The organism is Paenibacillus cellulosilyticus, assembly GCF_003182255.1.
GTDB lineage: Bacteria > Bacillota > Bacilli > Paenibacillales > Paenibacillaceae > Paenibacillus_T > Paenibacillus_T cellulosilyticus.
Window position 1 is genome coordinate 446,202 of record NZ_QGTQ01000001.1, and the last position, 21,362, is coordinate 467,563.

At 51.0% G+C, this 21,362-nt stretch carries 19 protein-coding genes; 7 read left to right on the plus strand and 12 right to left on the minus strand.

Going from position 1 to position 21,362, the window contains the following annotated elements; all coding sequences use genetic code 11:
• Nucleotides 1-123: 123 nt before the first annotated feature.
• On the plus strand, nucleotides 124-1,848 hold the full coding sequence (locus DFQ01_RS01880; RefSeq protein ID WP_110042174.1) for a sulfatase-like hydrolase/transferase: 1,725 nt from the start codon (nucleotides 124-126) through the stop codon (nucleotides 1,846-1,848).
• Nucleotides 1,849-1,981: 133 nt separating this feature from the next.
• Here the strand turns inward: DFQ01_RS01880 and DFQ01_RS01885 are convergent, their stop codons facing one another.
• Both DFQ01_RS01885 and DFQ01_RS01890 read right to left on the minus strand, forming a co-directional pair.
• Nucleotides 1,982-2,413: an SRPBCC family protein gene (locus DFQ01_RS01885; protein WP_110042175.1), complete on the minus strand. Its 432-nt coding sequence runs from the start codon at nucleotides 2,411-2,413 to the stop codon at nucleotides 1,982-1,984.
• Nucleotides 2,414-2,415: 2 nt separating this feature from the next.
• Nucleotides 2,416-2,916, minus strand: coding sequence for a MerR family transcriptional regulator (locus tag DFQ01_RS01890; RefSeq protein ID WP_110042176.1), 501 nt, complete (start codon nucleotides 2,914-2,916; stop codon nucleotides 2,416-2,418).
• Nucleotides 2,917-3,429: 513 nt separating this feature from the next.
• Between DFQ01_RS01890 and DFQ01_RS01895 the strand changes: the two genes are divergently transcribed.
• On the plus strand, nucleotides 3,430-9,207 hold the full coding sequence (locus tag DFQ01_RS01895) for a DUF7507 domain-containing protein (RefSeq protein ID WP_174812893.1): 5,778 nt from the start codon (nucleotides 3,430-3,432) through the stop codon (nucleotides 9,205-9,207).
• A 483-nt stretch (nucleotides 9,208-9,690) separates the two neighbouring features.
• A complete protein-coding gene (locus DFQ01_RS01900; protein ID WP_110042178.1) occupies nucleotides 9,691-11,490 on the plus strand; it encodes a methyl-accepting chemotaxis protein in 1,800 nt (599 codons plus the stop codon).
• Nucleotides 11,491-11,542: 52 nt separating this feature from the next.
• Here DFQ01_RS01900 and DFQ01_RS01905 read toward each other — a convergent pair whose 3' ends face one another.
• From DFQ01_RS01905 to DFQ01_RS01935, 8 genes are all read right to left on the minus strand, one after another.
• On the minus strand, nucleotides 11,543-12,034 hold the full coding sequence (locus DFQ01_RS01905; protein WP_110042179.1) for a GyrI-like domain-containing protein: 492 nt from the start codon (nucleotides 12,032-12,034) through the stop codon (nucleotides 11,543-11,545).
• Between the two features lie 22 nt (nucleotides 12,035-12,056).
• On the minus strand, nucleotides 12,057-12,698 hold the full coding sequence (locus DFQ01_RS01910; RefSeq protein ID WP_110042180.1) for an RNA polymerase sigma factor: 642 nt from the start codon (nucleotides 12,696-12,698) through the stop codon (nucleotides 12,057-12,059).
• A 98-nt stretch (nucleotides 12,699-12,796) separates the two neighbouring features.
• Nucleotides 12,797-12,964: a hypothetical protein gene (locus DFQ01_RS30955; protein ID WP_174812894.1), complete on the minus strand. Its 168-nt coding sequence runs from the start codon at nucleotides 12,962-12,964 to the stop codon at nucleotides 12,797-12,799.
• A gap of 13 nt (nucleotides 12,965-12,977) precedes the next feature.
• On the minus strand, nucleotides 12,978-13,226 hold the full coding sequence (locus tag DFQ01_RS01915) for a hypothetical protein (protein WP_110042181.1): 249 nt from the start codon (nucleotides 13,224-13,226) through the stop codon (nucleotides 12,978-12,980).
• Nucleotides 13,223-14,239 carry a phosphotransferase gene (locus DFQ01_RS01920; protein ID WP_110042182.1) on the minus strand — a complete coding sequence of 339 codons (1,017 nt, stop codon included), beginning with the start codon at nucleotides 14,237-14,239 and terminating at the stop codon, nucleotides 13,223-13,225. Before DFQ01_RS01920 ends, DFQ01_RS01915 begins: the two co-directional genes overlap by 4 nt.
• A 168-nt stretch (nucleotides 14,240-14,407) precedes the next feature.
• The gene (locus DFQ01_RS01925; protein ID WP_110042183.1) at nucleotides 14,408-15,322 is read right to left on the minus strand and encodes an NAD(P)/FAD-dependent oxidoreductase; all 915 of its coding nucleotides are present in this window, start codon (nucleotides 15,320-15,322) and stop codon (nucleotides 14,408-14,410) included.
• A 78-nt stretch (nucleotides 15,323-15,400) separates the two neighbouring features.
• The gene (locus DFQ01_RS01930; RefSeq protein WP_110042184.1) at nucleotides 15,401-15,802 is read right to left on the minus strand and encodes an RrF2 family transcriptional regulator; all 402 of its coding nucleotides are present in this window, start codon (nucleotides 15,800-15,802) and stop codon (nucleotides 15,401-15,403) included.
• 215 nt (nucleotides 15,803-16,017) lie between these two features.
• The gene (locus tag DFQ01_RS01935; protein WP_110042185.1) at nucleotides 16,018-16,497 is read right to left on the minus strand and encodes a GyrI-like domain-containing protein; all 480 of its coding nucleotides are present in this window, start codon (nucleotides 16,495-16,497) and stop codon (nucleotides 16,018-16,020) included.
• Between the two features lie 103 nt (nucleotides 16,498-16,600).
• On the opposite strand from DFQ01_RS01935, the gene DFQ01_RS01940 reads away from it, so the two are divergent.
• Nucleotides 16,601-17,284, plus strand: a complete 684-nt coding sequence (locus DFQ01_RS01940) for a GyrI-like domain-containing protein (protein ID WP_110042186.1) — start codon at nucleotides 16,601-16,603, stop codon at nucleotides 17,282-17,284.
• A gap of 16 nt (nucleotides 17,285-17,300) precedes the next feature.
• On the opposite strand, the gene DFQ01_RS01945 is transcribed toward DFQ01_RS01940, so the two are convergent.
• Both DFQ01_RS01945 and DFQ01_RS01950 read right to left on the minus strand, forming a co-directional pair.
• Nucleotides 17,301-18,062, minus strand: coding sequence for a glycosyltransferase family 2 protein (locus DFQ01_RS01945; RefSeq protein WP_110042187.1), 762 nt, complete (start codon nucleotides 18,060-18,062; stop codon nucleotides 17,301-17,303).
• Between the two features lie 12 nt (nucleotides 18,063-18,074).
• The gene (locus tag DFQ01_RS01950; RefSeq protein ID WP_110042188.1) at nucleotides 18,075-18,665 is read right to left on the minus strand and encodes a TetR/AcrR family transcriptional regulator; all 591 of its coding nucleotides are present in this window, start codon (nucleotides 18,663-18,665) and stop codon (nucleotides 18,075-18,077) included.
• A 190-nt stretch (nucleotides 18,666-18,855) separates the two neighbouring features.
• Here DFQ01_RS01950 and DFQ01_RS01955 point away from each other — a divergent pair, with 190 nt between their 5' ends.
• The 3 genes from DFQ01_RS01955 to DFQ01_RS01965 all read left to right on the plus strand — a co-directional run bounded on the left by DFQ01_RS01955 (nucleotide 18,856) and on the right by DFQ01_RS01965 (nucleotide 21,320).
• Nucleotides 18,856-19,320, plus strand: coding sequence for a hypothetical protein (locus DFQ01_RS01955; protein WP_110042189.1), 465 nt, complete (start codon nucleotides 18,856-18,858; stop codon nucleotides 19,318-19,320).
• 123 nt (nucleotides 19,321-19,443) lie between these two features.
• Nucleotides 19,444-20,661 carry a sensor histidine kinase gene (locus DFQ01_RS01960; protein WP_110042190.1) on the plus strand — a complete coding sequence of 406 codons (1,218 nt, stop codon included), beginning with the start codon at nucleotides 19,444-19,446 and terminating at the stop codon, nucleotides 20,659-20,661.
• 5 nt (nucleotides 20,662-20,666) lie between these two features.
• Nucleotides 20,667-21,320: a response regulator gene (locus DFQ01_RS01965; RefSeq protein ID WP_110042191.1), complete on the plus strand. Its 654-nt coding sequence runs from the start codon at nucleotides 20,667-20,669 to the stop codon at nucleotides 21,318-21,320.
• Nucleotides 21,321-21,362 lie beyond the last annotated feature (42 nt).

A 21,362-nucleotide genomic window follows, 5' to 3' on the forward strand; every position in this document is an offset into this window, starting at 1 on the left:
TGTATACAAATGTATGCAACGTGTCAAACACTATTGTTCCAACCACGATGCGCTGCTCGCTTCTAGCCATCCCCCTTCCCGCATACCCTATACCAAATTATTTGGGTGCAGGAGGCGGCTCTCATGATCAAGCAGCCTAACATTCTTCTCCTACTCGTTGATGAAGAGCGGTATCCGCCTCCCTACGAGAATGCGGAAATTAGAGCCTGGCGGCAGTATAATCTGCTCGCGCAGCAGTGGCTAAGAGAGAACGGGTTGGAGTTCCACAGCCACTACATCGGTAGCGCGGCGTGTGCGCCAAGCCGCACTACGCTGTTCACCGGTCACTATCCTTCGCTTCACGGTGTCACGCAGACGGACGGCATCGCCAAGCAGGCGGCGGATTCGGATATGTATTGGCTCGATCGGAACACGGTGCCGACGATGGGCGATTATTTTCGAGAGGCAGGGTATGAAACGTACTACAGGGGGAAGTGGCATCTGTCCAACGAGGACATTATGATTCCGGGAACGCAAAATGGGCTGCCAAGCTATGATCCAGTAACGGGGATTCCGAACGCGGATCAGCGCTTGTACGAGGAAGCCGACCGACTGGAAGCGTATGGCTTCTCGGGGTGGATCGGACCCGAGCCGCATGGCCGAAACCCGCGCAACTCCGGGTCATCCGCCGGCTTCGGAGCGAGCGGACGGGATGAATATTATGCAGATGAGGTTGTGAGGCTGATCGGGGAGCTTGACCGCAGACGCAATCGTAAACCATGGCTGATTACAGCCTCAATCGTCAATCCGCATGATATCGTTCTATACGGTGACCTGACCACCCGCTTGCCGCAATTCCGATTCGATGTCGATCCATCGATTCCAGAGGTCTCGCCGCCGCCGACTTTGCACGAGAATCTCCAGACGAAGCCTCGCTGCCAAGCCAGTTACCGCGATCTATACCCGGTGGCCCTGCAGCCGATAACGAATCATTCGTACTATCGCAGACTTTATTACCAGCTTCAAAAGAACGCCGATCAGCAGCTGCAGAAAATACTTGAAGCGATCACGCACACCTCCTGCTTCGAGGATACGATTATCATCTTCACATCCGATCATGGTGACCTGCTGGGCGCACATGGCGGGCTGCATCAGAAAATGTACTGCGCATACGAAGAAATGCTTCACGTTCCCCTCGTCATTTATAATAAAAAGCTTATTCCGCAAGCCCGATCGATCAGCGGGATGACGAGCCATCTCGATCTGCTCCCAACGCTGCTTGGACTGGCGAACATCCCGGTCGACGATGTACGGAGCCGACTGCAGGGCCGCTTCAGCGAGGCCCGCCCGCTGGTGGGACGCAATCTTGCTCCCGTAGTCAGAAACCCGGATGCGCCCTTTCCTGATTCGCCGATCTACTTCATGACCGACGACGACATGCTGCGCGGGCAGCACCAGACCGGCCCGCTCGGCAATCCGTATCCGCCCGCCGCACAGCCTAATCACATCGAGGCGGTCATTATAACCCTACCTCGTAATGGGCGAAACGAGCGTTGGAAGCTCTCCCGATATGCGGATGACCCGAAGTTTTGGAGCACGCCGGGGGTACAGGACGTTACGTATTGGCCGACTCATCCGGCCCATAATCCAGCCGAAATTGCCTGGGCTCCGCGAGTCAAAACAATTCCCGTTCCTGATGAATACGAGCTGTACTGCTTAACCGATGATCCGCTCGAAACCCGCAATCTCGCTCAGGCTGCCTACTCGTCAGCATACGCCGATGTGCTCGCCTCCATGATGAGCGTGCTTGCCGAGCAGCGTGCAAGGAAGCGCCTAACGCCGGGGAGGACACGTTCATATAAAATTTAAAAGAAAAAGAGATCACAGCTCGAAGCCGTGATCTCCTCCACATGCGCTTATTGTGTATTCATACACTTGAGCACGGCCTCGAGCCGATCGAAGTTCTGTTCATTGCCATCGCCCTCTTTGTCTGAACAACCAATTACAGTGACTTGCCGAGTGCATCCAGCATCTCGCCCGTGCCGTGCTCACGAATTTCCGGCGTATCATGCCCGTCGAAGAATGCTCCCTGCTCCGTGAATACGAGCTTCGTACCTTCCTCCACCGGAATAAGCTCAACCGTTGTTAGCGAAGCGGAGATGCGCGTCTCTCCCATATCCAGCGTGTACGTATATACGATGCGCTGCTCCGGCACAATCTCTTGGTAGCAGGCGTCGAACGTAAAGACCGGACCTTCCGGCGGCCCGCCGCTGCTGTACTCGCGTCCCCCGACGCGGAAGTCGAATATGTCTGCCTTCGAGAACCAACGAGCCTTCGCCTCAGGATCGGACCAAGCTTGATAAACACTTGCCAGCGAAGCGTTATAGGTGCGCTCCACCGTGAAAGTTGCATGTTTGACGAATCGTTCAGCCATCGTTATTCCTCCTTCGATTGGTTGCCCTCATTATCTCGAACAATAAAGCTTCCCAGCGCATTCAATCGGTGTTCCCAGTTCTTCTGCCGCTCAATGACGACCTTCTCGTGGCTGACCCGCATCGCTTGCAGCAGTCCCGTGAAGTCATCTACCGTCAGCAGGGCCTGTCCCTGCATTCGCTTAGATACGTGCTGCAGCTGCTCTAACAGCTGTTGCTGCTGCACAATTTGCTCCTTCACCCGCGTCATCTGAAGCTTGACGATCTCGGCCGGACTAATCTGCTTCCCATCCAGTGCCGACTTGATCTCCTCAAGTGACAAGCCCAACTCCTTCAGCGAAACAATCTGCTGCAACCGCGACAGGTCGGATGCGTCATACAGCCGATGGCCGGAATCGGTCTGATTCGATGGTGAGAACAGCCCAATCTGGTCGTAGAACCGAAGCGTCCGCACCGTAAGCCCCGTCAGTTCAGCTAGATCTCCTACTTTCCAATATTGCGTCATCGCAGCTCCCTCGTTAGCGCTAACTTGTTTACCGGTATCTTCACTATAAAAGATGACGTAACGTAAGGTGCAAGTGTTTTTCGTAAAAAATGATAATTATTCCCTGGGCAATAGCATGAACAAAAAAGAGGCACCGAAATTACTCGGCGCCCCTTTCTATTTGGCTCAATATTCGTTCTACCCGCTATCCCTCAGCATGCGAGGACCTCATGTTGTCCTAATATTTTTTATTACTAATCCTCCAAGCAAGCCAATAAACATAGGAGTGAATGGTTATGTCTCATCATGCGTGAATCATGCGTGAAGAAGAATGTACGGGAGGAGTGAACAGCCAGACAAATACCAGCCCCATTAACGGACACGGTTGCTGCCAGTCAAATCACTATGGAGGGGGATGACGTTGGAGGGGTATTTCCAATGTATTCACCAAGTTGTTCAGTAATGCCGCCTTTACCCGATCACCGACGTTGTCTACCGCTTAACATTTAAAATTAAAACATGAGGAGGATACCTGTGTTACCAAATCAAACAAAGAGCCGGATGCCGGTTGAGGAGCTTTTGAATTTCCCGCTGACCTTCGTTCAAAATGTAGGGCAGACCCGTGAAGAAATCCGTTTCTTGTCCAGTAAACCAGGGTGTCATGTTGCCTTCTCCTCCGAAGAGGTACTGTTTGTTTTGACTAGGAAGGATATGCCGGATGAGTCGGTTGGCACAGCGCTCTCCTTGCAATTTATCGGTGCAAATCGGTCTGTTCAAATCACAGGGCGTCGCAAAGACTCGAATAAATCCCATTATTTTATGGGCAATGATCCAGCGAATTGGCGTACTGACCTGCCCAACTATCGAGAGGTTGTCTACCAAGAGCTATGGCCAGGCGTTGATCTCGTTTTCTACGGGGAGAATGGAAAATTTAAATACGACGTTGTGGTGAAGCCCGGCGCCAAACTCGATGATATCCGGTTCATATACCGTGGCGCAGAACGGTTATCCCTGAATGAGGCAGGCGATCTTCAGATCCATACCTCGTTAGGCACACTCGTGGAGGAGAAGCCCGTCAGCTACCAGATCATTGATGACCGCAAGGTTTTGGTGGAGAGCCATTACCTTGTGCCTGACGAACAAGATGCCTGCGTCTATGGCTTCGCAATCGAAAACGATTACCGGACGGATCTTGAGCTCATCATCGATCCGATGTTTTTGCTCTATTCTACTTATCTTGGCGGAAGCGACACAGATATCGGATTTGGTATCGCGGTCGACAATCAAGACAATGCCTATATAACGGGGCAAACCTTATCGCTTGATTTTCCCATTGCCCCCGGTGCATTTCAACCTGGCAAAGACGGATCTTCGAGTGTGTTCGTCACGAAAGTGAATGCTTCCGGTACTGCTCTTGTTTATTCTACGTTTCTAGGGGGCAATAGTTCGGACCTAGGACGGGGCATCGCGATCGATGACGCAGGCAGCGCTTATGTGACGGGGCAGACTCTTTCTCCCGATTTTCCGATAACAGCCGGAGCTTTTCAACCGTTCATCGGCGGCACCCAAGATGCGTTCGTAACCAAATTAAGTCCATCTGGAGGTTCTCTCGTATACTCCACGTTTCTTGGCGGAGATGGCGTGGACACTGGCTTCGCTATCGCTGTTAATAGCGCAGGAAACGCTTATGTTGCGGGAGGCACCTCTTCCGTCAATTTCCCTGTCATCAACGAAATTCAGCCTTTTATCGCGAATGAGCATGCCTTTGTTTCCAAACTGGATCCTGCCGGAAGTTCGCTTGAATATTCTACTCTCCTAGGCGGGCATGGGCTGGATGAGGCGCGCGGCATCGCAGTCGATGAATCGGGCGATGCATACGTCACAGGCTCCACTACCTCGCCAGACTTTCCAACGACACCTGGCGCTTTTCAGATTTCACTGACGGGTGTCATAGCCGTTTTCGTATCGAGAATAAATGCAGCGGGGTCCAGTCTGGCGTACTCTACTTACCTGACCGGGAACGGAGACGATGAGGGCAGGAGCATAGCTGTCGATGAGCTGCGTCAGGCATACGTGACGGGAAGCACGACTTCATTTGATTTTCCGGCTACGCCAGGGGCGTTCCAACCGGGTTATAACGGCGGGGCGTCGGACGCTTTTGTAACCAAGTTAAGCCCAGAAGGCAATTATTTGGTCTATTCGACCTTCTTAGGAGGCAATGAATCGGACGCAGGCAATGGCATCACGCTGCGAAGCGGCTTCGCTTATGTAACTGGAAGCACTTCATCGTTGAACTTCCCTGCCACGCCTGATGCATTCCAGCCATTCCCTCATGGCGGCGGAGATGCATTCGTTACGCAATTGAACATTCAAGGCAATGAGGTTGTGTTCTCTTCCTACATCGGGGGCAGCTCTAGTGATGTCGGCAATGCCATTGCCGTTGACAGCTCGGGCTGCGTATTTGTAACCGGCCAGACGTTTTCCACTGATTTCCCAGTCACGCCTGGCGCCTTCCAGCCGTTCTTGCATGGAGGCAGCGATGCCTTTGTGATCAGGATTTGCTTGAGCTTAGGAACGGGGATTCTCAAGTTTCCAGATCGATTCGAAGTGCGCCGCGGCGAAACCGTGACCTACACCATTGAGATCCAGAACCCTAGCGCGGCAACGCTCACGAATGTCGTCGTTAAGGATCCCGAGCTTGGTGTTAGTGAATTGATACCCGAGATCCCGCCATTTTCAGTTTTTGTCATCAAATTTGAATTTGTCGTTCCTTTCGATCTGCCCTTTGGCATATTCAGAAACACGGTGCTCGTCTCTTCCGATCAATTCGGCAACGGCGGCGAATCCGGAGAACCGCTTACTGCCGATGCAGAAATACTCGTTACCGGATCTCCAGTACTCGTAGCTGCCAAGACTGTAAACCCGCCTGCTGCCCATCCAGAAGAGACCGTTATCTTTACCATTACGCTGGAGAACCACGGAGACGCCGATCTGATCAATGTTCACCTTATCGATCCGCTTCTTGGATTGGACCATTTCTGGGGCATCATCGCCCCTGGCGAGGTTGTGATCATCGAATGGCCGTTTATTATTCCTCCGGATGCGCAAGCCGGTGTCACGATTGTCAATACGCTGACCATTACGGCTGACAATCTTCCTAATCCTGAGGAAATCGGAACAACGGTTGAAGTGCTGCCGGTTCCTAGGGTGGAAATCACGAAAACAGCTGATCGAAACTCTGTTTTCCCAGGCGAGATTGTTCATTACACATTAACGATTAGCAATACCGGAAACGTGGATCTTACGAATATTCAAGTATTCGAGGATCTCACGGGACAGAACTTTCATTTCGCTATCCTTCATGTAGGGCAAACGATTGAGTTCGTTGTACCTTTCTTTGTGCCGTTGGAAATGGAGCCGTCGACGTATGTGAATACAGCAACTGTTGTCACAGACCAGACGGGAGAACCCGAGTCCTCCAGTACGGAAGTGACGGTGCTCGCGGAGCCGCGCCTAGGGATTCGCAAGGTTTCGGATACGTCTACTGCGGTGATTGGACAGACAATTCAATACACCATTACTCTGGAGAATATAGGGAACCAGACACTAACCAACATTAAAATCTTCGATCCGGTCCTCGGGATCGACTTCCTGGTGCCCGTCCTTCATGTAGGGGAAATCCAGGATCATTCTTTTGCATTCACCATCCCTCGTGATACACCGGTCGGTTCGGATATTGTTAATATTGTCACCATTCATTCAGATCAAACCGGCCCTGAGCAGGCCGAGTCGATCGTTACCGTTGTGGGGATCGGTCTGTCGCTTCTGAAGGAATCGAGCCTTGCTGCGGCAGAGCCGGGGGATACGGTGATTTACACGCTGACCGTATCGAATTTGCTCGACGTTCCGCAGACCAATGTCGTGCTGTTCGATGAGCTGCTGGGACTGAATGAGACGATCCCCGTCTTGCTCACAGGCGAAACGATCACTCGAACGTTCTCGTTGACCGTTCCAGTCAATACAGCACCCGGTACCGTTATCCTGAATACGTTCATCGTCAGTTCCGATGAAACGCCACAGCAGGAGACGATCAACGAGGTAGTCGTGGTGGAGCCACCTGGACCAGCGCTGCTCATTCAGAAGCTTCCTGACCGCAACTCGGCTGTACCTGGCGAAACGATCACTTATACACTGACCGTGATGAATCTGCGCAATTTCCCTCTGACGAATGTCGTGCTTACGGATGCTCTGCTGGGGCTGAACGAGACGATTCCTATTCTGCTGGCGAATGAGGTGGTTACTCGGGTATTCACTTTTACCGTTCCAACAGACGAAGCTGCAGGCAGCATCATTCGAAACACGTTCATTGTCAGCTCCGATCAATCGCCGGAGCTCGACACGGTCTCCGAAGTCATTGTTGAAGAACTGCCTGGACCAGCTCTTCTGATTCAAAAGGTTTCCGACCGGAATGCAGCTGCACCGGGCGAGACGATCACCTATACACTCACCGTAACGAATCTGCGTAATTTCCCGCAAACAAACGTTGTGCTGACGGATACGCTGCTGGGACTAAGCGAGACGATTGAGGAGCTACCTGCCAACGCGACCATTTCCCGAACTGTGACGTTCACCGTTCCTGCAGGCGCAGTGCCCGGCAGCGTCATTCGGAATACATTCATCGTCAGCTCCGATCAATCGGAGCCGGCGGAAACGGTTAACGAGGTCATCGTACAATTGCCGCCGGAGCCGGCTCTTCTTATCCATAAGCTTCCCGACCGCAATACAGCGGTTCCTGGCGATACCATCGCTTATACATTGACCATAACGAATCTGACTAATATTCCTCAGACGAACGTCGTGCTCACCGATGTGCTGCTGGGACTGAGCGAGACGATCGCGGAGCTTCCGGCGAATGCTACCATTACCTTGGAGGCAGCCTTCGTCGTCCCTGCAGATGCGGTGCCCGGCAGCATTATTCGCAATACGTTAATCGCCAGCTCTGACCAATCCGTACCGACGGAAACCATTAATGAAGTGACCGTGGAAGAGCCCGTCGTGCATGCGCTTCTTATCCAGAAGCTTCCCGACCGCAATACGGCTTCTCCTGGCGATACGATTACCTATACGCTGACCGTAACCAACCTGGTCGGCATCCCTCAGACGAATGTATCGTTGTCCGACCCGCTGCTGGGGCTGAACGAGACGATTGCTGAACTGCCGGCGAATGCAACCATTACCTTAACATTGACGTTCACCGTTCCGGTAAACGCGGTGCCCGGCAGCATTATCCGCAATACTCTCATCGCCAGTTCTGATCAAACACCGTCGGAGGAGACCGTTAATGAGGTGACGGTAGTTCCGGGACCGGTGACAACGTTAACTGTGCGCAAACGCTCTGATCGAACTGCCGCAGAGCCGGGTGAAACGATCCATTACACCATTGAGGTTACAAACACCGGCGGGATTCCGGCAACCAATATCATCGTACGCGACTCCTTAACAGGTCAGCAGTTCACGATTCCGGTCATTGCTGCGGGTGAAACAGAGAGAGTGAATCTCACGTTCACAGTACCGGCGGGTATGACATTCGGCAGCATCATTGCTAACCGAGTCACCGTCACTTGGGATGAGCAAGCACCTGGTTCGCCGCCTGCGCAAGATGAAGAAAGAGTAACCATTGCCGATCCTGTTGAATTGCCGGAACTTGAGATTGAAGCAACACCGGAAACGCCAAGACCAGGGGAGACCGTGGTCAAAACGATCACCGTCATCAACGTCACTAGCAACACGCTGACGAACGTGCGCGTCTCTGACTCTCTGCTTAACTTCCGGACGATTATTCCTACGCTTGCACCTGGAGAGAGACAGGTATTTACGCTGCATTTACCAGTCCCACCCCGAACAGAAGGCGGGACACAATTCCGCAACATCGTTACGATTTTCTCTGACCAGACACCACCTCAGCAGCAGGAGGTCGTGATTACGGAACAGTCATTGCCGGATGCATCTTTGACCGAAACAGTTGATCCTGCAATAGGAAGACCGGGTGAAACGGTGTTCTTCACCATTCGGGCTTGTAATACAGGAAATGTTCCGCTCATTAATGTCCGTCTCGTTGCCCCGCTGCTCCGAGTGCAGCTGCATATTGAAAGGCTCGAAGTAGGGGCATGCGAAACTTTGCGAGTACCCTTCGTGCTTCCGGATGTTGATGAGGATACCGTCATTGTTAGTCCAGCGACGCTCACATCGGACAACGGACCGACTCGTACAGCCCGTGCATCGGTACAGGTCATTGCCGAAGACGAAGAATAAAACAAGCGGACCGATTTGTCTCATGAACATTCACCATCCCAGCGGAACAACGCTTACAATGAACAGCCTTCTGGCGGCTATTGCCGCTGGTGGGCTGTTCACTTTTTATGGTGCGGCATCGCCCTCGTTAGCGCTAACTTGTTTACCGGTATCTGCGCCGAATCACTCGGCACCCCTTTCTTGTTCGATTGAACCACCTTTTTCCCGTTAATTCATTGATTTGTGTGAGAAAACCTCTATCGAGGCCTTTCGAAGATGAGCGACCGCGTGTAGAGGTTGGTTTTATCGCCAATAAGAATTGGTATTTTCGAGAGACTCGAAAACTTATAAATTCTTATGTGGTAAAAAAACAAATTATCAAAACATTACCTATGTCCGATATATATTCCTGTAGCCCGATAATCTGAAAATAAGTGCTGGCACTTCCACGCGGGCGGAAAAATTTGTATGGAAATTTCACTTAAATAAACGGGGGAAGACAGCATGAGAATTTTGACAAAAAGTATACTGACGTTTGGCTTAATTTTTCTGTTTCTAGCAATCGGCTTCGCCATCCAGATCAACGCTTCGTTGAAGCAGAGCAGCTCCATTCGCGAGATTAACGAGAGAACGTTAAAATCGACGCTGCTTGCAGACGACGTCAACCTGACGCTGGCGCATATTCATCAGCAGTTTCTAAGTTACATGAATCAGCAAGGCGGACCGGGCGGTCCACAAGGACAAGGAGCGCCAGAGCAGAACGGCCAAGAACAGCCGGCAGCCAGCGGACAAGACGGGAAGAACACCGACGATAAGGCTCCGCAAGAAGGCAGTCCAGATAGAGTAGATCCGCTTGTTGCTGCGGAGACATACAAGGGTGAACTGCTCAAGATGTTAAACGAATATGTACAGCTTAACCCAGATACCAAGGAAAATATCGCACATATCGAGCAGCTGTTCTCAGCGTTCTACGAGCAGGCATCTTCCATGCCCAAGCAAGGTGCCCAGGGCCAGAATGGTCCTCAAGCGGCAGAAGATGGCTCTGATTTCGGCAGCATCATGACGGAAATGAACACGAAGGTTAATGATTTACGCTCAGTAAACGCGGACAAAATTACGCAGGCGCTTAGCGAGGTTTCCCGCAACAGCACGCTGATCGGAAAATACTTGAATGCACTGCAGCTGTTCATTCTCATCATCGGCATTATTATTACTGCTTTGTTCGCAAGATCGCTTATTCGTCCGATTAAAGGACTGATCGCTGCGACTCAGGTTATTGCCGATGGCGATCTGCGCAATCCGGTTCATGTCAAATCAAAGGATGAAATGGGCATGCTGGCGGCGATTTTCGAGCAGATGCGGCAGAACCTCTCGGCCTTTATCGATGCCTCGCAGCGGACGGCAGAGCAGTTAGCCATGGCATCCAGACAGCTTGGCACGCAGGCGGGACATACAACCGAGTCCATCGAAGGAATGGTCGGATCCGTGCAGCAGATCGCATCAGGCGCCGAGTCGCAAACGAAGAGCGCCGACGAGACGCTCCGGGCGATGGAGGAGATGGCTCTGGGCATTAACCGTATTTCGGAGAACACGGTGAATGTAGCGGATATGTCCGATGAGACCGATAAAGAGGCGAAGGAAGGTAATCGGCTGCTCCTTACGGCGGTTCACCAGGTGGACAGCGTGCATGAGGTTGTTCGCCAATGTGCCGATATCGTCCGCAAGTTAAGCGAGCATTCGGCCGTGATTACTCAGATGCTTGATGTTATTAAAAATGTTTCCTCGCAGACGAATCTGCTATCGCTAAATGCCGCAATTGAGGCAGCTCGTGCCGGCGAGCAAGGGAAGGGCTTCGCTGTAGTCGCACAGGAAATTCGCAAGCTGGCCGAGCAGACAACGCAATCGTCCGGCCAGATCGATGCCATTATTGAGCTCATCCAGCTAGATACGGAGAAGGCGGTCAATATGACCGAGTCCGGACTTACGGAGGTCGCGCGAGGCCGCGAGGCGATTCATCTGGCAGGACAGGCATTCGGCAAAATAACGAATGCGACGGAGCGCACCTCGGAGCAAATCCAGGAGGTATCCGCTGCCGCCGAGCAAATGTCGGCAAGCGCACAGCAGGTGCTGGCGACGGTCAACCATCTCGCTGCAATCGCGAAGGACGCCAACGAACAGAGCAGCGATGCGGCAGCAGCGACCAATGAACAGCTGACGGCTGTTCAAGGTATGCTCGCCTCGACGCAATCGCTGTCTAAGCTCGCACGCGAGCTGCAGGAGAGCATCAGCCAATACAAGGTTTAATACTCGTAAAATAGACAGCCCTCTGGCGGCATTGCCGCTGGAGGGCTGTTTCTTATTCGATTGGTGCGAATATATCGATGGTAATGCGGCCTTCTCTGCCTTCATTGGCGAAGGCATACTTCTCGATAACCATCCCCCGCGGGTCCTCCTTCAGGCCATGCTCATCTCGGTAGCGCTGCAGCTCCCCGTAAGGGTCAGGCTCCCATGGCGACACTCCATCATACTCAACCTTCAAGTACATATGAGCAGGAACCGAGAAGCCCATCATTCCTTCGGGTACATGCTCCAGGCTGCTTACCTGCATGCAGTAGAAATACGTAAACATGACTTCGCAGCTGTACCACGGGGCATAGAAGCAATCCGGGTCAATAACGTTCTGAATCTCAGCTCGTCTGCGCAGGAAAGCTTCTTTGACCTCGCCGATTCGACTGAAATCACCATGCTTGAACGTTACATTAACGATCATTCCGATGAACAAAAGCTCCGGCAGCTCCTGACGGCTGATCGGAATAGCCTGCTTAATGACTTCTGACTGGCTCGACATCTCAATCGTCCTCTCTTCGCGCTTAGTTGGCAATTCGCCTCATGTGGAGCATGACCGCAAGAATGGAGTTGCTGGCAAGATGCTGCTCGAATGCGGCATGCCCAGGCAAAGCAATGTGCGGCGACTGTACAAGCAGCGGCTTTGCCACTCGTACCATAATGCGCGGCTCATCTACAGCTGCTAGAATGCTTCGAAGCTTCCCTCTTGCCCGGCGAATCCGGCTCTCAACCGTGTTGATCGATTCCCGCGTCATCGTACTAATCTCTCTTGCGGTGTAGCCGCGCCATTCATGCCAGATGAAATCACGTCGGAAGGGAGCATCCAGCATTAAGAGCGCGTCTTGCAGCTGTTCTCTTCGTATGTATGCATCTTCGAGCCTGTCGGGCCCGCTCAACTCCTGAGGCATCCAGCTCATCTCCGGCTGCCGCTGCCGCGCCCGCACCCAATCGATTGCTTTTCGCTTCACCATCGTGTAAAGCCACGATCTCACTCGCTCAGTATCTCGAACGGTGTCCAACTTCACATACGCTTTCGTGAACACGTCCTGCGCCACATCTTCAGCAATCTGCTCGTCGCGCACGATGCGATAAGCAACTGCTCTCACCATCGGATAGTAAGCATCGAATAGATTCGTGAACGAAGCTTTACGATCGTCCCTATGCATGCCGCTCCCCTCCTCCCCACATGCGTACAGACGATGAAAAGATGCCGAAACGTGCGGGCATCTTCATTTTTTTCAATATTTTGTATGAGATTCTCCGTTCACCCTGCACGATCCTGCTGCTGCTCGCAGCCGCTCTTCCGAATGATACAGCACAGCAGCGCATTAATATCGTTATCATCCTCGAGTATGCTTGCTGCCTCAGCCGCCGCATTCGCTGTTAAGCGCAGTACCGCTACACCTATTCCTCCGCATCCATTAACAAGCATGGCGTGAAGTCTATTATTCGTCCCCCGTACCCTTCTGCTTCTCCCTTATCGCGCCGGAGCCAATTCCTCCGATGACCATTAGCGCGAGCGGTCCAATATTCCAGATGAATTTATCGTTGAATGCCGGCATGCTCAGGCCTACCATTTTATCCAGCACGAGAAAGACCAGTTTAATCAGCATAAGGATAAGGCCAATAACGAATATAATATCGAATGTTATCTTCAGTCCGGCACTTGCTGCTGGTTTGTTGTTGTTACTCAATCGAGTTCACTCCTTATAGTTGAAATCCGTGTACGGAATTCATCGATATAAGCGTTCAACCAATCGTCTCCGTAATCCAGAACACCTGCATCACTCGGGATAAAAGCAACGTCCAGGCTCATCACCCACAGCCGTCGCACCGCGATAAACAAATCGACCGACAGCTCTTCGTGCTTCGAGAAGCTTCTCACGGTACGATAACCGGCCATCAGCGCATCCCACAGCTCCTGCCGTTTCTCCTCCGCTGGCTGGCGTTTCCTTGCCTTTACCTGTGCTAAATCATAAGCCCGCCACCCTGGCGATGTCCATTCGAAGTCGTAATGCACGTAATGATCGCCAACGAGAAAAGCATTATTGTTGCCGTGCATATCGCCATGGCACATGCCCCAACCCAACCCCTGCTCCGCGGCATGTTCAATGCCAGCCTTCAGAGCGGCTCCATACTTACGCAGGAACGACGTATGGGGATGCGCCTCTCCTATATACTGTACAATTCGGCCTAACGACTCATCGATTAGGCAGGTGGTATCGAGCTGATAACGATTCGCTGGCCGTTCCACTGTAATACGATCCATTGCAGCATGCAGCTGCGCGGCGGATTTGCCGAAGGCGAAGCAGGATTCCGCATCCTGCAGCATCTTCTCCTCCCCACTGACATATTCGAATAGAACAGCCATCCGCTGTCCCTCTGGCGCGTTAATAGCGCTGTACAGCCCATTATCCTGCTTATAGATTGGCTTAGAAACGCCCGTACTCACCTTGCTGCCGCCAAGGATATCCGCTAGCTGAACTAATACGGACAGCTCATAGTCTACATCTGACTCTCTAACTTCTGTGCGGTACAGTCGTAAAATATACAGTCCGCTCGTCGTCCGTACCTGGTACGTATCATTCAATCCTTTGAGCAGATATACGCACGCCAGCCATTCTCCGATGTTGTATTCTTTCTCTAGACAGTATGTAAGATAATTCGGCGATAAGACCGATCGTACCGCAATTGGTTTCGTATACATGACAGTGTCCCCTTGTATGATAATCGGATTTATAAAGACGACAAGCCCACCTGATAGATGGACTTGTCGTTGTCATTGTCACCGCTTACTGCTCGTTGTGCCGCTTCTTCGTGAGCCTATTGTAGCTGTTCCTATTTTATTGGGAATTCCAACTTCTGTATACTGGACTTAAGGATTGGAACGATTCCATCTCTCCATCAGCAGCTCACCGTTGAGGCTCATGGCCGCCACTGCTCCTGTGGATGCCGCTGCAATCGCCTGATACATTTCTGTCCCGGCATCGCCTGCGCAGTAGACACCTGGCACATTGGTTCTGCCGAGCATATCGGTCACAACCGATCCCGTCTCCTTCATCTCACAGCCGATGGATGCAGGCAGCTCAGATCCAATCGTAAGCTGCGGCGCGAAGAAAATACCGGTGCACGGCACCGCCGTGCCATCCTCTAATTCCACACGCTCCACCATGCCGTCATTCGATAGGATCGAACGAATCGGCGCATCGAACACGGAGACGCCATGCCGGCGCAGTTCTTCGCGTTCCTCCTCCGTCATCTCATCCGGCCCGTTGGTGCAAATGGTGTAACGGCTGGACCATCCGGGAATCATTTTGGCCAAATGAACCGCGCCTGCCCCCTTAGCGATAATAACGAGCTCTTGGTCCCGCAGCTCCCAGCCATCGCAGTACGGGCATACGAACGCACTCTTCCCGTACACCTCTGTAAGTCCAGGGATCGGAAGCGGCAGGTCCTTCTTCCCGATTGCAAACAATACCTTCCGGCTCGTATACGTCTGCCCTTGCTCGGTTGTAATTTGGAACTGCCCGTCGCTTCCCTCGATGGATACTGCCGTCTCTGCAGCGAATTCTACCGATGGATACTCGCTAATCTGCTCCTTCGCGATACGCCGGAATTCACTTGGTTTAATCCGATCTCGCGACAAGAAGCCATGCATCTCATGGGTTACCGCGTTGCGTGGACGCGCATCATCGAGCACGAGGACGTCCTTTCTCGCTCTGCCAAGCGCAAGCGCACCGCTCAGCCCTGCCGGGCCGCCACCGATAATGATGCAATCGTAAGTTTTCATTTGTTATTTCCTCCTCGGTTTTTATTAGGGACATTAAAGACTCCTTATATCTACAATACAGCGATAAAAAAACGGAACTTAATCCGTTGCAGGGAGACGCTTTGCGACATCGCTTAATTTCTTGCTGGCGAGCAGCTGCTCCATCTGACGTTCTGCATCCCGTACGACTTGTTGAATGAGACATTCATCCCCGTGATCCAAGCTGCATTCCAGTAAGCTTGCAGTGCCTTCAATGGCTTGAATGACGTGGAGGAAAGAAATCTCATCCTGCGCCTTCCGCAGCCGATAGCCACCGTTCGCGCCTGGTGTGGAGACGATAAGTCCTGCTTTGACGAGCTTCGTCATCAGCTTCGAGAGGTAGGTCGGCGATACGCCCAGCTTCTCCGCCAGCTGCTGCACGCCAACCGGCTTATCCGGCGCTGATGCCACGAGATTAAGCATCGCATGAAGCGCATAATCGGTTGCTTGGGAATATTTCATGATGGGAAAACCTCCATTAACCATTAAGGACTATATGTATCTATAATAGCTTTAATGTGCGTGGTAGGCAAGTCTCCAATGCGTTCCCTAAATAATTCGCCGACAACCCGATCAGACTATTACTCTTCGTGACAGTCACACATCCGTCTACAAGCAGAAAGCCGCCCTGCAAGGACGGCTTTCGTTTCAATATAGCCTCAAGAGAAAGGCTTGTATTAAACCTCAACAGGGATGAGGATATCGAATTCAGGCTCGCTTGTATACGGGTCCTGATCCATCGGCATGATTTCGAAGTGCGTCACATCGCCTACATGCAGCTTGTATCCATTCCTTTCAATCCATGAGAAGATATTGCTATAGGAGGCGTTGATCGTCTGTCCCTTGCGATGCTCGCATTTGGCATAGGTCAGTGTCGGGAGCTCAATGGTGATCATCCCTTCCGGGATGTCTTCGACGTGAGACACTTCGACAACCCCGTAATGGGTGAACCCGTCCTCGCCGTTGATATGATGGGACAAGCCCAGAAGCTTATCCGGGTTGATGACATGCTTAACTTCGTGTACACGATTAATAAATTCCGTATGCATCGCCCGAATCTCGCCTGCTGCTGCGCCAGCGAACGTACCCACCCATTTCAATCCGACCGCCACAAAAGCTTCCTTCGTCACCAGCATCGCATCTTTCACCTGTTCCATCGACTCGCCTCCGAATGATTTGTGGTATGACTTTCCTATACGTCCACTATACAATAAAATAGTGACAGAAGCTGACAGATTATCAAATCGAGTAGGTGAAAGCTTGACCAAAACACAGCGGCTCCATGAATTGATCGCTCGAATCTATGAGAGACAGCAGTTTACAGTAGATGAGTTAGCAGAAGAGTTCCATGTGTCTTATCGGACCATGCTCCGGTATTTGCAAGAGCTGAGCGGCATGGGGGTTCCGTTATATGCGGAACCTGGCCGGGGCGGCGGGTACAGTCTTCTGAACCAAGCAGCCTCGCGCCGCGTCCAGCAGCAGCCCGGTCTGTTCAGCCGATGCATCAAGCCGATGACGCATATTGTGGGCGTTGAATTCAAGGCACCTTTTACTGCCGTATATATGGCTCGCGTTCATATGCCTGCGGTGTGGGAAACGCTGATGAAGAGAGAACATGAGATCATAAATGTGGTGGATCGCACAAGTTACGTGGGTGTTGCGCTAAGCAGAAGCCATATCTATCACTATGTCGCAGGCATCGAAGTCACGCATCCGCGCGCCGTGCCCGAAGGGATGATCAGCATCACGCTGCCCCCGCGCGAGTATGCCGTCTACAACCACGCCGGTGCTGTCGGTCGATCTGAGGTGGACGACACTTACTTCTATCTGCTCGATAAGCTCCGCAAGCAAGGGCTCGATCATGATCCGAATGCTTATACGCTAGAAGTATTCGATGGAGCGAAGCTGAAGGAATTGACGGTCTACATACCGTTGAAATCATGATGCATTTGCCAGTCTACTATCTCGCCTGATTCTCGTAATAAGCTTTGTCCGCCGCTTTCTTGCTTTTCCCTTTGCCACCGGTCCAATAGCCGAGGATGATGCCAGGATTCTTGAATAGACCCCAGTCTCCGTGCGTATCGAACTTCCGGGTGGACGTGCACAGCTGCGCATTCCGAATCGTACCGAACCGCTGCCCTTTCTTCTGCCCATGCTTCTTCAGACGCTTCGCGAAATCCGCATCCTCCGTCATCAGCATCTGCTCGTTGAAACCGCCAATGGCGAGGAAATCTTCTCGACGGCACCAGAACATTCCGACTGAGATATTGCCGTACTTGAGCATGAGCGGCAGCAGGATAATGAGCAGCGAACAAATAATGCCGGCCGACACTCGATCCATCCGAATCGCCCCTACGCCGCCGCCAATCGTCTGTCCATCGGACAGCAGCCGCTCGACTTCGGCCAGCATGTTCTCGGACATGCGGCTGTCCGCGTCGATCGATACGATCCACTCTCCTCTTGCGGCTCTAACGCCCGCATTACGGATGACCGACAGATTTTTCGTATCTTCTCGAACAATTACGCAATTATACGACCTTGCGATTTCCTCCGTTCGGTCCTCGCAGCGATTCAGAACGACGACGACTTCGATCGTCCCCGTGAAAGCTTTAGACGCCTCTTGAATCGAGTCTAAGCAGCCAACAATGTACTTCTCTTCATTATGCACTGGAATAATGACGGACAGCTTAATCTTCTCGTTAGCCTCTGCACCAATAAACATATGAATGCCTCCCTATGAGCGTCGAATGCCGGATAACAACAGTTCGGTCGATTTGCGGAACAGCACCTTCATCTCATCCTTGGACATGAAAGCATGACTGTCGCTTAGACCGGAGTAAAAGCTGAGCACGATAAACGCTAACGTCTTCGGGTCCTCTTCCTTCAGGTAGCCCGATGCGATTACCCTGCCGATAAAATCCTCGAAATGCCGCATGTAGTCATTCATAATCCCGATAAAACGAATGGCGCTCTCGCTTCCCGCCGTAACGCGTAGAAACTCCTCCGCCGCCTTCGATAACGGCCGCTGCAGCGTATCCACGAAATAGTCCGAGAACACATAGAACAGCTCTTCCATATCGTCGATGCCAACGGATCGTCTCGACCACTCCTCCCACGAACCGGTGAAGGCTGTCTCTGCAATGTGGACGAACAAATCCTCCTTGTTAACGAAATGGTGATACATGCCACCCTTGCTACAACCTGCAGACTTGCAGATGTCTTGGATGGAGGTGGCCGCATAGCCCTTCTGTGAAAATAACGCCTTCGCGCAATCAACGATGCGCTGCTTGGTGACCTTGTCTGACGCTTGGCTCAACTTATACATCCCTTTCCTCAGGTGCATACCGACCGTTCGGTATGTAGTGTATATTACCTGTTATTCTTCCATTTGTGAACCAGATTTTATAATAACTTTTTGTACAAATTGTGTAATTTTACAAAAGTGGAAGGTGTAACCCTCCCCGCTGGCCGAAACTCTTACGAGAGACTGTTGATCAAATAAAGGAGGCAAGAATATGCAGCGCTCTATCTTTTACTTATGGACAACATTTTCGAGCTATATGATTGGAATCGGGGTTTATATATTGATTTTAAAATATTTAGGGGAGCCATTAACGAGTTCGGGGATAAGCCGGCTTATATTCTGGACATTACCCACCTACCTCTGTATCCTGTTAGGGCTGTTTTTATTGATTATCGTTTTACTTAGAAGTATCAATAAATACACGTTGTGGCTTCAAACGCTTCTGTTTATTGCTGCCAGCCTACTCCCAGCGAGTGTTGTTCCCATTTTATCCGGAGCCGGTGTTATTTTTGAAGCATCTTTTCTGCTGTCCAGTGAAGGATTGCTGTTTATGACGGCGTTTGTGACAACCGCAGTGTTATTCTCTTATGGGATATGGATTGCGCTAAATCATAAAGGTAGACGTGCATATTGGATTGTCACAGCCAGCCTCGTCTTGATTATGTTTATTGTATAGAAAGAGGATCTATTTCGACCGTAAGCATAGTTCCCCCAGTCCTGTTTCGTGTCTCTGTTGCACAGGTGTGTGTAGGTGTGCACTGTTAATGCGTTATAATAGCACTCTACGGGGGTGGAGACAGTGAAGGAGCAGAATCATTCGAACCTTGAGAGTAAAACAGGCATGAGCGCCGGGAAAGCAATCGTGTTACGCGAATCACGGGTGCCCGTTTTGATATTTGTTATATTAATTTACTTATCTGTACTAACGTCACACGATTCTGACGGTAAGACGCCATTTGAAACGCTTTTATTCTCGGGGCTCATCTTAATCCATGCGATTATGCACAGTTATGCCGGTGTCATCTTTCTTACTCGACCATGGGGTTATTTCATGCTGCAAGGGTTGATTATTTTCGGCAGCGCACTCCTGATGCCAGGCTCGTACTCGGGCTTATTTCTAGGGTTATCGACCGTTCTGGTAGGTCAAAGTATAGGCGTTTATACCGAGCGTTTAAAACCGATTACGGTAGGTATTTATTGCTGCGTATTGTATGCCTTAGCTGTAGTTTGGGTCGGAAAAGCCGAAGATTTCTTAACTACATTGCCATCGCTTATTTTATTAATGGTCATCGTTCTTGGTTATGCTCATTTGTTCTTCAAACAAGTTCGAGAAAAAACGCAAACCAGACTGTTTCTTAATGAGTTGGAATGGGCGCATCAGAAAGTCGAACAGTTGACGATCGCCAATGAACGTCAACGGATGGCCAGGGACCTGCACGACACTTTAGCGCAAGGCGTTGCGGGGATAATGATGCAGCTTGATGCTGCAGACTTGCAACTGAACAAAGGGAATGTGTCACGAGCCCAAGAGATTATTCAAATGTCAAAAGGACAAGCCAAAAGAACCTTGTCAGAGGCAAGAGGTGCAATTGACGACTTGCGAAAGCATTCCTCCAAAGTTATGGATTTAGAAGAAGCGGTGTTGGACGAAACAGATCGTTTCTCTCATTCAACAGGTACGCAAGTACAAACCCAGATTTCGATACGTCAGCAGTTTCCGAAATTAGTGGAGGAACACACCTTACATATCATTCGAGAGTGTTTAGCGAATACAGCCAAATATGCAAAGGCAACAAATATAAATATTGTCCTTACAGATAGTGAAAACGAATTGTACCTTCGTATTGAAGATGATGGTGTCGGCTTCGATACGAAGCTAATCGGAAAGCAGCTAGGCAAATATGGATTGATTGGGTTGCATGAGCGTGCAAGAATAATGGGTGGACAAATCAACATCGAGAGCGGAAAAACGGGTACCCATGTTTCGCTGCATATTCCACTGCAACAGGAGGAATGATTGACATGACCTATAGGATTCTGATTGCAGATGATCATCGAGTCGTCCGAGAAGGACTGAAATTAATATTAGAGACCGATCCCCAATATGAAGTTGTGGCAGAGGCTCCGAATGGAACGGAAGCCGTTGTACTTGCTGAGCAGTTTAAGCCTGATGTGATCCTCCTAGATCTGAACATGCCTGAGATGGGCGGTTTGGATGTCATGATCAAACTGAAAGAGTTGTCTCTCGATATTCCAGTCATTATATTGACGACGTTTAACGAAAATGAGCTGATGGCTCGCGCCTTAGCTTTAGGGGCAAAGGGCTACCTGCTCAAGGAAATGGGAGGAGAAACGATATTTCGCTCCATCGAAGCTGCTGTGAGAGGGGAAACGCTGCTCCTACCGGAAATCACCGATAAAATTTTTAAAGACAATATCCTATTTGAGCAAGAACATAAAGAAGTTAAACAAGAAAAGAGCTTGTTGACGGAGAAGGAGTTGTTGGTTCTACAAGCCATTGCACGTGGTTATCGAAGTAAAGAAATCGGCCATGAAATGGGGATAACCGAACGAACCGTCAAACACCATTTAACGAGCATCTATCAAAAGCTAGCGGTCGACTCTCGATCGCAAGCTGTCGCTGTCGCGATTGAGCGTGGCGTTCTGCAAATTTAAGTTAAAAATTGACGAGGTGTTAGCCTGTGTCGTTACCCGATC

Coding starts and splice junctions, on each gene's coding strand:
- DFQ01_RS01930 (WP_110042184.1), bottom strand. CDS start 15,802: ATGAAATATTCCCAAGCAACCGATTATGCGCTTCATGCGATGCTTAAT.
- DFQ01_RS01880 (WP_110042174.1), top strand. CDS start 124: ATGATCAAGCAGCCTAACATTCTTCTCCTACTCGTTGATGAAGAGCGG.
- DFQ01_RS01890 (WP_110042176.1), bottom strand. CDS start 2,916: ATGACGCAATATTGGAAAGTAGGAGATCTAGCTGAACTGACGGGGCTT.
- DFQ01_RS01885 (WP_110042175.1), bottom strand. CDS start 2,413: ATGGCTGAACGATTCGTCAAACATGCAACTTTCACGGTGGAGCGCACC.
- DFQ01_RS01905 (WP_110042179.1), bottom strand. CDS start 12,034: ATGTCGAGCCAGTCAGAAGTCATTAAGCAGGCTATTCCGATCAGCCGT.
- DFQ01_RS01900 (WP_110042178.1), top strand. CDS start 9,691: ATGAGAATTTTGACAAAAAGTATACTGACGTTTGGCTTAATTTTTCTG.
- DFQ01_RS01950 (WP_110042188.1), bottom strand. CDS start 18,665: ATGTATAAGTTGAGCCAAGCGTCAGACAAGGTCACCAAGCAGCGCATC.
- DFQ01_RS01910 (WP_110042180.1), bottom strand. CDS start 12,698: ATGCATAGGGACGATCGTAAAGCTTCGTTCACGAATCTATTCGATGCT.
- DFQ01_RS01920 (WP_110042182.1), bottom strand. CDS start 14,239: ATGTATACGAAACCAATTGCGGTACGATCGGTCTTATCGCCGAATTAT.
- DFQ01_RS01955 (WP_110042189.1), top strand. CDS start 18,856: ATGCAGCGCTCTATCTTTTACTTATGGACAACATTTTCGAGCTATATG.
- DFQ01_RS30955 (WP_174812894.1), bottom strand. CDS start 12,964: ATGCTTGTTAATGGATGCGGAGGAATAGGTGTAGCGGTACTGCGCTTA.
- DFQ01_RS01935 (WP_110042185.1), bottom strand. CDS start 16,497: ATGGAACAGGTGAAAGATGCGATGCTGGTGACGAAGGAAGCTTTTGTG.
- DFQ01_RS01965 (WP_110042191.1), top strand. CDS start 20,667: ATGACCTATAGGATTCTGATTGCAGATGATCATCGAGTCGTCCGAGAA.
- DFQ01_RS01945 (WP_110042187.1), bottom strand. CDS start 18,062: ATGTTTATTGGTGCAGAGGCTAACGAGAAGATTAAGCTGTCCGTCATT.
- DFQ01_RS01925 (WP_110042183.1), bottom strand. CDS start 15,322: ATGAAAACTTACGATTGCATCATTATCGGTGGCGGCCCGGCAGGGCTG.